The 8,272-nt window shown below is 65.1% G+C and carries 8 protein-coding genes and 1 pseudogene; 7 read left to right on the forward strand and 2 right to left on the reverse strand.

Annotated elements, in window-relative coordinates; translation table 11 throughout:
• From EN780_RS21410 to EN780_RS21435, 6 genes are all read left to right on the forward strand, one after another.
• Positions 1 to 264, forward strand: a 264-nt coding sequence (locus tag EN780_RS21410) for a DUF2849 domain-containing protein (RefSeq protein ID WP_128275244.1), incomplete at its 5' end; no start/stop codon positions are given.
• 43 nt (positions 265 to 307) lie between these two features.
• Positions 308 to 1,978 carry a nitrite/sulfite reductase gene (locus EN780_RS21415; protein WP_127282389.1) on the forward strand — a complete coding sequence of 557 codons (1,671 nt, stop codon included), beginning with the start codon at positions 308 to 310 and terminating at the stop codon, positions 1,976 to 1,978.
• Entirely contained in the window at positions 1,953 to 2,717 is a 765-nt protein-coding gene (locus tag EN780_RS21420) for a phosphoadenylyl-sulfate reductase (protein WP_128275245.1), read from the forward strand. The genes EN780_RS21415 and EN780_RS21420 overlap by 26 nt, the downstream gene beginning before the upstream one ends.
• 137 nt (positions 2,718 to 2,854) lie before the next feature.
• The gene (locus EN780_RS21425) at positions 2,855 to 3,388 is read left to right on the forward strand and encodes a DUF934 domain-containing protein (RefSeq protein ID WP_128275246.1); all 534 of its coding nucleotides are present in this window, start codon (positions 2,855 to 2,857) and stop codon (positions 3,386 to 3,388) included.
• 88 nt (positions 3,389 to 3,476) lie between these two features.
• Positions 3,477 to 5,084 carry a GMC family oxidoreductase N-terminal domain-containing protein gene (locus EN780_RS21430; RefSeq protein WP_128275247.1) on the forward strand — a complete coding sequence of 536 codons (1,608 nt, stop codon included), beginning with the start codon at positions 3,477 to 3,479 and terminating at the stop codon, positions 5,082 to 5,084.
• Between the two features lie 190 nt (positions 5,085 to 5,274).
• Entirely contained in the window at positions 5,275 to 5,895 is a 621-nt protein-coding gene (locus EN780_RS21435) for a DJ-1/PfpI family protein (protein ID WP_126058281.1), read from the forward strand.
• A gap of 103 nt (positions 5,896 to 5,998) precedes the next feature.
• On the opposite strand, the pseudogene EN780_RS21440 reads toward EN780_RS21435, so the two are convergent.
• Together EN780_RS21440 and EN780_RS21445 are read right to left on the reverse strand one after the other, a co-directional pair.
• Positions 5,999 to 7,012 (reverse strand): annotated as a pseudogene (locus EN780_RS21440) (fatty acid desaturase); the annotation flags it as partial.
• A 95-nt stretch (positions 7,013 to 7,107) separates the two neighbouring features.
• Positions 7,108 to 7,308, reverse strand: a complete 201-nt coding sequence (locus tag EN780_RS21445) for a hypothetical protein (RefSeq protein WP_128275248.1) — start codon at positions 7,306 to 7,308, stop codon at positions 7,108 to 7,110.
• Between the two features lie 228 nt (positions 7,309 to 7,536).
• On the opposite strand from EN780_RS21445, the gene grpE reads away from it, so the two are divergent.
• Positions 7,537 to 8,172, forward strand: coding sequence for a nucleotide exchange factor GrpE (gene grpE / locus EN780_RS21450; protein ID WP_128275249.1), 636 nt, complete (start codon positions 7,537 to 7,539; stop codon positions 8,170 to 8,172).
• Positions 8,173 to 8,272 lie beyond the last annotated feature (100 nt).

The following is an 8,272-nucleotide window of genomic DNA, read 5'->3' on the forward strand; positions in this document are numbered from 1 at the left end:
GTCTGGTACGCCGATGGCGGCTGGGCGGAAACGGTCGGCGGCGCCGACCTCGCCCACGACAAGGCGGCGGAGGACCGGCTGGAAGCGATCGGCGCCGCGGCCTACGCCAACAACGAGGTCGTCGACGTCAACTTGATCGACGTCACGGTGGTCGACGGGTTGGTCGAGCCGGTGCGGCTGCGCGAAAAGATCCGCGCCGCCGGGCCGACCATCCGCGAAGATCTCGGCAAGCAGGCAAGCCCGCAACCCGTGCAGGCGGCATAGACCAAACAGGCAATGCGGGCGGACGCGCCCTGAAAGACGAAGCATGTACCGTTACGATGAGTTCGACCACGATTTCGTTCAGGCCCGCGTCGCCGAGTTCAGCGACCAGGTGCAGCGCCGGCTCGCCGGCGAGATCACCGAGGACCAGTTCCGGCCGCTGAGGCTGATGAACGGCGTCTATCTGCAGCTGCATGCCTATATGCTGCGCATCGCCGTGCCCTATGGGACGCTGAACAGCAAGCAGATGCGCATGCTCGGCCACATCGCGCGCAAGTACGACAAGGGCTACGGCCATTTCACCACGCGCCAGAACATCCAGTTCAACTGGCCGGCGCTGTCCGACATTCCCGCGATCCTGGCCGATCTCGCCAGCGTCGAGATGCATGCCATCCAGACCTCCGGCAACTGCATCCGCAATGTCACCGCGGATCACTTCGCCGGCGCTGCAGCCGACGAGGTCGCCGATCCGCGGCCCTATGCCGAGATCCTGCGGCAATGGTCGTCGGTGCATCCAGAATTTTCGTTCCTGCCGCGCAAGTTCAAGATCGCGGTGACGGGCGCCGAGCGCGACCGCGCCGCCATCCAGACGCATGACATCGGCCTGCACCTGAAGAAGAACGCGGCCGGCGAGCTCGGCTTCGCCGTCTATGTCGGTGGCGGCCAGGGCCGCACCCCGATGGTGGCGCGGAAGATCCGCGACTTCCTGCCGGAAGCCGATCTTCTCTCCTACTGCACGGCGATCCTGCGCGTTTACAACCTCTATGGCCGCCGCGACAACAAGTACAAGGCGCGCATCAAGATCCTCGTCCACGAGACCGGCGTCGAGGAGATCACGCGCCAGGTCGAGGCCGAGTGGCAGGAGCTGAAGGACGCCGAGCTGAAGCTGCCGGAAGCCGACATCCAGGCCATCAACGCCTATTTCACGCCGCCGGGTCTGGCCGAGCGGCCGGAAGGCGACGCGGCAGTGAAGCTGGCGCGGCTCGATTCCAAGAATTTCTCGGAATGGCTCGACCAGAATGTGGTGACGCATCGCCATCCCGACTATGCGGCGGTGACGATCTCGCTGAAGGGCATCGGCGAGGTGCCGGGCGACGCCACCGACAGCCAGATGGAGGCTGTCGCCGACATTGCCGAGAAATACGCCTTCGACGAACTGCGCGTCAGCCATGAGCAGAACCTGATCCTGCCGCATGTGGCGCGCGCCGATCTGAAGGCCGTCTATGACGCGCTGGTCGACATCGGCCTGGCGACGGCCAACTCCAATCTGATCAGCGACATCATCTCGTGCCCCGGCCTCGACTATTGCGCGCTGGCCACGGCCCGTTCCATTCCGGTGGCGCAGGAGATCTCGCAGCGCTTCGCTTCGCTGGAACGGCAGCGCGAGATCGGCGAATTAAAGCTGAAGATCTCCGGCTGCATCAATGCCTGCGGCCATCATCATGTCGGCCACATCGGCATTCTCGGCGTCGAGAAGAAGGGCTCCGAGCTTTACCAGGTCACCCTCGGCGGCTCGGCCGACGAGAACACCTCCGTCGGCGAGATCATCGGCCGCGGCTTCTCGTCGGAAGAGATCACCGACGCCATCGAGCAGATCGTCGATACCTATCTCGGCCTTCGGCTCAGTCCCTCGGAACGTTTTATCGACGCCTACCGCAGAGTCGGTCCCGCGCCGTTCAAGGAGGCGCTCTATGCTGGCGAAACCAAGGCCGCTTGACCGGGTCGTTGATGTCGAGGCCGGCGTCGCCGCCGAGGCGGCGGGGCTGGACGCGCTTTACGGTCACCTGAGCCCGATCGAGGTCATCGAGCGCTCGGCGAACGAGCTGTTTCGCGGCGGCATCGCCGCGGTTTCCTCCTTCGGCGCCGATTCCGCCGTGCTGCTGCACATGATCGCCAAGGTTGACCGCGCGCTGCCGGTGATCTTCCTCGACACCGGCAAGCATTTCGAGGAAACGCTCGGCTATCGCGATGCGCTGGTCGCCGATTTCGGCTTCACCGATATCAGGGTGATCAAGCCGGAAGAGGCCGCGCTCGAGCGGGTCGATCCGACCGGCAGGCTGCACGAAACCAACACCGACGCCTGCTGCAACGTGCGCAAGGTCGAGCCGATGGCGCGCGGCGTCGAGCCGTTCCGCGCCTGGTTCACCGGGCGCAAGCGCTTCCAGGCCTCGACGCGCGCGGCGCTTCCGGTCTTCGAGGCCGTCGGCTCGCGCATCCGCATCAATCCGCTGGCGCACTGGACGACGGCGGACCAGGCCGACTACATGCGCGCGCACGCGCTGCGCGAAAATCCGCTCGTCGCCTATGGCTATCTGTCGATCGGGTGCTTCCCGTGCACGCAGCCGGTACAGCCGGGCGAGGACGCGCGCAGCGGCCGCTGGGCCGGGCACGCCAAGACAGAGTGCGGCATCCACCTTTCAGGCCTGGAGAAGTCGCTGACCGACGCATCCCTTTAGGCTATGTTGATACTCAGGTGAGGCCGGCCCGCAATCTTCGGTTTCCTGCGTTTCCGGTGCTCACGGGACGCTCCGCTCCGGCTCGGCCTGACCTGAAACGCGACACATCCTTTGATTTTTGGATTTTGGGAATTTTGATGACTGAACCGACCAAATCGGAAACCCGCCTCTGGACCCCGAACGGTTTCCGCGAGGACGAGTGGATCCAGGCCGAGAGCGCCGAGGCGCTCGCCGGCAACGGCCGCTTCATCCTGCCGCTGCAGGCGTTCCTGGGGCTCGACCTTGAGGTGCGCAAGTCGGCCAGGGAACGCATCGGGGTGCTGCTGCAGCCCGGCGACGAGCTCGACAAGATCGTCGGCCTGCTCGACCAGCGACAGCTGGTGGCGCTGGCGTTCCCGGCGTTCAATGACGGCCGCTCCTTCTCCAAGGGCGAATTGCTGCGCAGCCGCCATCATTTCGAAGGCGCGGTCCGCGCCACCGGCCAGGTGCTGGTCGACCAGTTGCCGCATATGCTGCGGGTCGGCTTCGACGAGTTCGAAATCTCGAACCCGGTGCTTTTGAAGCGGCTGGAGGAAGGCCGCACCGGCGGGCTGGGGCTCTACTACCAGCCGACCGCCGAGTCGGAGGCCAAGGGGCCGAAATATTCATGGCGGCGCAAACGCGCCGGCTGACCCTGCGGTAACTCGTCGACGTCTTTACAACGCGCGCAAGCAGGCTTTCTCTGACCGCACGGACGGAAACATCCGCCGGGAGGAGACCATGCGCTACGACTATGTCATCGCCGGCGGCGGTTCCGCCGGCTGCACGCTTGCCGCCAGGCTTTCCGAGGATGCATCGAAGACGGTCTGCCTGATCGAGGCGGGCGGCGAAGGCAAGGATCTCCTGATCCGCGCGCCGGCGGGCATCATCGCGCTGCTGCCGGGCAGGCCGAAGATCAACAATTGGGGCTTTGAGACGGTGCCGCAGGAAGGGCTTGGCGGCCGCAAGGGCTACCAGCCGCGCGGCAAGGCGCTGGGCGGCTCAAGCGCCATCAACGCCATGCTCTACACGCGCGGCCACCCCAGCGACTATGACGAATGGGCCGATCTCGGCTGCGACGGCTGGTCGTGGAGCGAGGTGCTGCCCTATTTCCGGCGCGCCGAAGGCAACCAGCGCGGCACTGACGCGCTGCACGGCGGCGACGGACCGCTCAGGGTGGCCGAGCAGCAGGAACCGCGTTCGATCTCGAATGCCTTCATCGAGGCCTGCGGCGAAAACCAGATCAGGCGCAACGACGATTTCAACGGGCCCGAGCAGGAAGGGGTGGGGCTCTACCAGGTCACGCAATTCTGGGGCGAGCGGCGCAATGGCGAGCGCTGCTCGGCCGCGGCAGCCTATCTGCATCCGGCGATGGGCCGGCCGAACCTCACCGTCATCACCGGCGCGCAGGCGACCGGGGTGGTGCTCGACGGCAAGCGCGCGACGGGCGTGCGCTATCGTGCCGGCAAGAGCGAAGCCGTGGCGGAAGCCAGGCGCGAGGTCATCCTGTGCGGTGGCGCCTTCGGCTCGCCGCAAATGCTGCTGCTTTCCGGCATCGGTCCGGCGGTGGAGCTGGCAGTGCACGGCATTCCGCTCGTCCATGAACTGCCCGGTGTCGGCAAGAACCTGCAGGACCATCTCGATTTCATCCTGGCCTGGAAGTCGCGCGAGACCGAGCTGATGGGCATCGGACTCCGCGGCCTGCCCGGACTGCTCAGGCACATGCTGCGCTGGCGCAAGGACGGCACCGGCATGATCGCCACGCCCTATGCGGAGGCCGGCGCCTTCCTCAAATCCGACGCGGCGGCCGAGCGGCCCGACCTGCAACTGCATTTCTGCATCGCCATCGTCGATGATCACGGCCGCAAGCTGCATATGGGTTATGGCTTCTCCTGCCATGTCTGCGTGCTGAGGCCGCATTCGCGCGGCGAGGTCGGGCTTACGAGCGCGAACCCGCTGGCGCCGCCGCGCATCGACCCGCGCTTCCTCGAGGACGAGCGCGACGCCGAGCTTCTGCTCCGGGGCGTGCGGATGACGCGCGGCATATTGGAGGCGCCGGCGCTGGCCAGGTATCGCCAGAAGGAAATCTACACCGCCGGCGCTGCCAGCGACGCCGAGCTGATGGCGCATATCAGGGCCCGCGCCGACACGATCTATCACCCGGCCGGCACCTGCAAGATGGGCATCGACGAGATGGCCGTCGTCGATCCGCAGCTCAAGGTGCGCGGGCTGCAAGGGCTGCGCGTCGTCGACGCCTCGGTGATGCCGACACTCGTCGGCGGCAACACCAATGCGCCGACGATCATGATCGCCGAGAAGGCGGCGGATATGATCCGGGCGGCTGCCTGACGCCGTCTTGGTCAGACCAGCCTGTCCGGTTTTGCTCCGGAAGCCTTGCCTTTGTCGCTTACCGGGCGCCACGGAATCAATCTGGTAGGACCAATCTTGCGATTTGCGCTTCCCCTCCGGCCTGCTTGCCCTTACGATAGGGCTATATTTCGTGGCTCGAAATAAATAGCCAGCTAAGGGAGGAACCGGCATGGCAGGCAAAAGGATTTTGATGCTCGTTGGCGAGTTCAGCGAGGAGTATGAGATTTTCGTCTTCGAACAGGCCATGCATGCGGTTGGCCATACGGTGCATGTCGTCTGCCCCGACAAGAAGGCCGGCGACATCTTGAAGACCTCGCTGCACGATTTCGAAGGCCACCAGACCTACACCGAAAAGCTCGGCCACGACTACATCCTCAACAAGACCTTCGCCGAGGTGAACCCGGCGGATTACGACGCTGTCTATGCGGCCGGCGGGCGCGGGCCGGAATACATCCGCATCGACAAGCGGGTGCAGGCGCTGGTCAGGCATTTCCACGAGACCGGCAAGCCGATCTTCACCATCTGCCACGGCGTGCAGATCCTGATCGCCGTCGATGGCGTGGTGCGCGGCCGCGAGGTCGCGGCGCTGCAATATTGCGAGCCGGAGGTGACGCTGGCCGGCGGCATCTACATCGATGTCGCGCCGACCGGCGCCCATGTCGATGGCAATCTGGTATCGGCCAAGGGCTGGCCTGGCCTTGCAGCGTTTATGCGCGAATGCCTGAAGGTGCTCGGCACCGAGATCCGCGACGGCAAGGCGCTGATGCGCGACGAACGCAAGGCGGCCTGAGCAAGGTTTGAAGAAACCCGCCGCATCCCGGTGCGGCGGGCAATGGATATTGAGCCGCTCTTAAGGCGCGCCGAAACGCCCTTGAGCGGCATGCCTCAAGCGGCAAGCGCGCTTCGCGGAACGACACCAGCTTGCCGCGGTTTTCGTCCCATAGCGCCAGCTTCACGCAGCGCAGGCTGTCGAGAAGCGTGACGCGGCCGATCCGCCGCAGTTCCGGATAATCCCGCAGCACTTCCGGAAGCCGGTAGCACGGCACCTTGGCGGAGAGGTGGTGGACGTGATGGACGCCGATATTGCCGGTGAACCAGTTCAGCACCGGCGGCAGGTCGTAGTAGGACGATCCATGCAGCGCGGCGCGCTGGAATTCCCAATCGGGATCCTTCGCCCATTCGGTCTCCTCGAACTGATGCTGGACATAGAACAGCCAGACGCCGGCCGAGCCTGCGAGGATCACGATCGGCAGGTGGACGACCAGGAACGCGCCCGGCCCGACAAGCCAGATGAGTGTCACCGCGGCGAGCGCGATGCCGAGATTGGTCGCCATGGATGACACCCACGGCGTCAGGCCGCCGCGCATCATGCCGACCGGCAGCCTCTGCTCGAAGATGAAAAGCCATATCGGGCCGAGACCAAACATCACCAGCGGATGGCGATAGAGGCGATAGGCAAGGCGGCCAGGCCAGGATAGCTGCCGGTATTCGGCGACGGTCAGTGTCCTGATGTCGCCCATGCCGCGCTCGTCGAGATTGCCGGCGCTGGCGTGATGGGTGGCATGGGCGCGCCGCCAGCAATCATAAGGCGTCAGCGTGAGCACGCCGAGGGCGCGGCCGATCCAGTCGTCCGCATAACGATTGGCGAAAAAGGAGCCGTGGCCGCAATCGTGCTGGATCATGAATATCCGCACCAGAAAGCCGGCCGCCGGAACGACGAGGGTCAGCCCCCACCAATGGCCGTAGGAATAGGCAGCCGAAGACAGAGCCCAGAGTGTGACGAAAGGGATGAGGGTGATGGCGAGCTCGATGGCGCTGCGCCGCCGGTCAGGCTTCTTGTAGCGCGCCAGGATCTTCAACCAGGCGCGCTTGCTGTTGGCCGCCATCTCGGGGGAAATCATGTTCATCAGGAACCATAGGCAGGGCGTCCCGCCCCGGCAAGACGGCGATCACGCGAAATTACTGCGCGTAATTGCCACGCGACGGGGGCGGTTCGTGCGGTCTACTGGCGGCGTTCGCCGTCGGCCTCGCCGGTCTCTAAGTCGTCCAACTGGTCGAGCAGGTCGCGGAAATGCTCTGGCGTGGTCGTTTCCAGGCGGAATGACGGCAGCGTGCGCAGGAAGCGCTTCGTCGCTTCGCTGCCAAGCTGTCGTCTGATATCGGCGGCGAGTTCCGCTTGCCTGTGGTCTTTGTTGCCGCTCATCGTCCCAATTCCTGTGTCGGCTTCGAAACTCCCTCGCCCCGGCAATGGTTCCGTCGCTATCGCATTCTGGCAAGCGAAGCTGGCGGGTAAGGTAAAATTTGATTTAATGTCGAACGGTTCCCTGGAGGCGCCGCGAAACTGCATTGGGTCGCTTGCCCCTTGATTTTTGGCCTTCAAACCTCGATATCGGGCGCAAATCCAAACCATCCGGAACGACGGGAAACGGCGATGAGCGACCAGGCAAAAGACGAACGCGCGCCCGAGGATATCGAGCCTAGCGAGGCCGGTGGCGAGCGTCCGGAGGGCAGCGTCGACGGCGACTATGAGGCGCTGGTGCGGCTGCTGAAGGAAAACGAGGAACTGAAGGACCGCGCGCTGCGCGTGGCGGCCGAGATGGAGAATCTGCGCCGCCGCACGGCGCGCGACGTGCATGACGCGCGCAGCTATGCGGTCGCCAATTTCGCCCGCGACATGCTGTCTGTGTCGGACAATCTGCGCCGCGCGCTGGACGCCATTCCGGCCGAGGCGAAGGCTAGCGGAGATGCCGGCTTCAAGGCGCTGATTGAGGGCGTCGACCTCACCGAGCGTGCCATGCTTTCGGCGCTGGAGCGGCATGGGGTGAAGAAGCTCGCGCCGGAAGGCGAGAAGTTCGACCCGAACTTCCATCAGGCGATGTTCGAGGTGCCCAATCCCGACGTTCCCGCCGGCACCGTCGTCCAGGTCGTGCAGCCGGGCTATTCGATCGGCGAGCGCGTGCTGAGGCCCGCCATGGTCGGTGTCGCCAAGGGCGGCCCGAAGGCCGCGGCCGCGGAAGCGCCGGTCGAGCCGGGCCCGGTGAACGAGCAGGCCGAGAAGGATGCGTAGTTAAGGGAGTAAGGGTGTAGGGCAGTAAGGGAGTAGTGACAGCGGCGGGACTATTCACGCGGCTTGTGGTACCTAGAGGCCCCTATTTCCCCACTCCCCT

This window comes from Mesorhizobium sp. M4B.F.Ca.ET.089.01.1.1 (genome assembly GCF_004022605.1).
Taxonomy (GTDB): domain Bacteria; phylum Pseudomonadota; class Alphaproteobacteria; order Rhizobiales; family Rhizobiaceae; genus Mesorhizobium; species Mesorhizobium abyssinicae.

Excerpts from the sequence above, each read along its gene's own strand:
- EN780_RS21415 (WP_127282389.1), top strand. The coding sequence starts at position 308 with ATGTACCGTTACGATGAGTTCGACCACGATTTCGTTCAGGCCCGCGTC.
- EN780_RS21420 (WP_128275245.1), top strand. The coding sequence starts at position 1,953 with ATGCTGGCGAAACCAAGGCCGCTTGACCGGGTCGTTGATGTCGAGGCC.
- EN780_RS21425 (WP_128275246.1), top strand. The coding sequence starts at position 2,855 with ATGACTGAACCGACCAAATCGGAAACCCGCCTCTGGACCCCGAACGGT.
- EN780_RS21430 (WP_128275247.1), top strand. The coding sequence starts at position 3,477 with ATGCGCTACGACTATGTCATCGCCGGCGGCGGTTCCGCCGGCTGCACG.
- EN780_RS21435 (WP_126058281.1), top strand. The coding sequence starts at position 5,275 with ATGGCAGGCAAAAGGATTTTGATGCTCGTTGGCGAGTTCAGCGAGGAG.
- EN780_RS21445 (WP_128275248.1), bottom strand. The coding sequence starts at position 7,308 with ATGAGCGGCAACAAAGACCACAGGCAAGCGGAACTCGCCGCCGATATC.
- grpE (WP_128275249.1), top strand. The coding sequence starts at position 7,537 with ATGAGCGACCAGGCAAAAGACGAACGCGCGCCCGAGGATATCGAGCCT.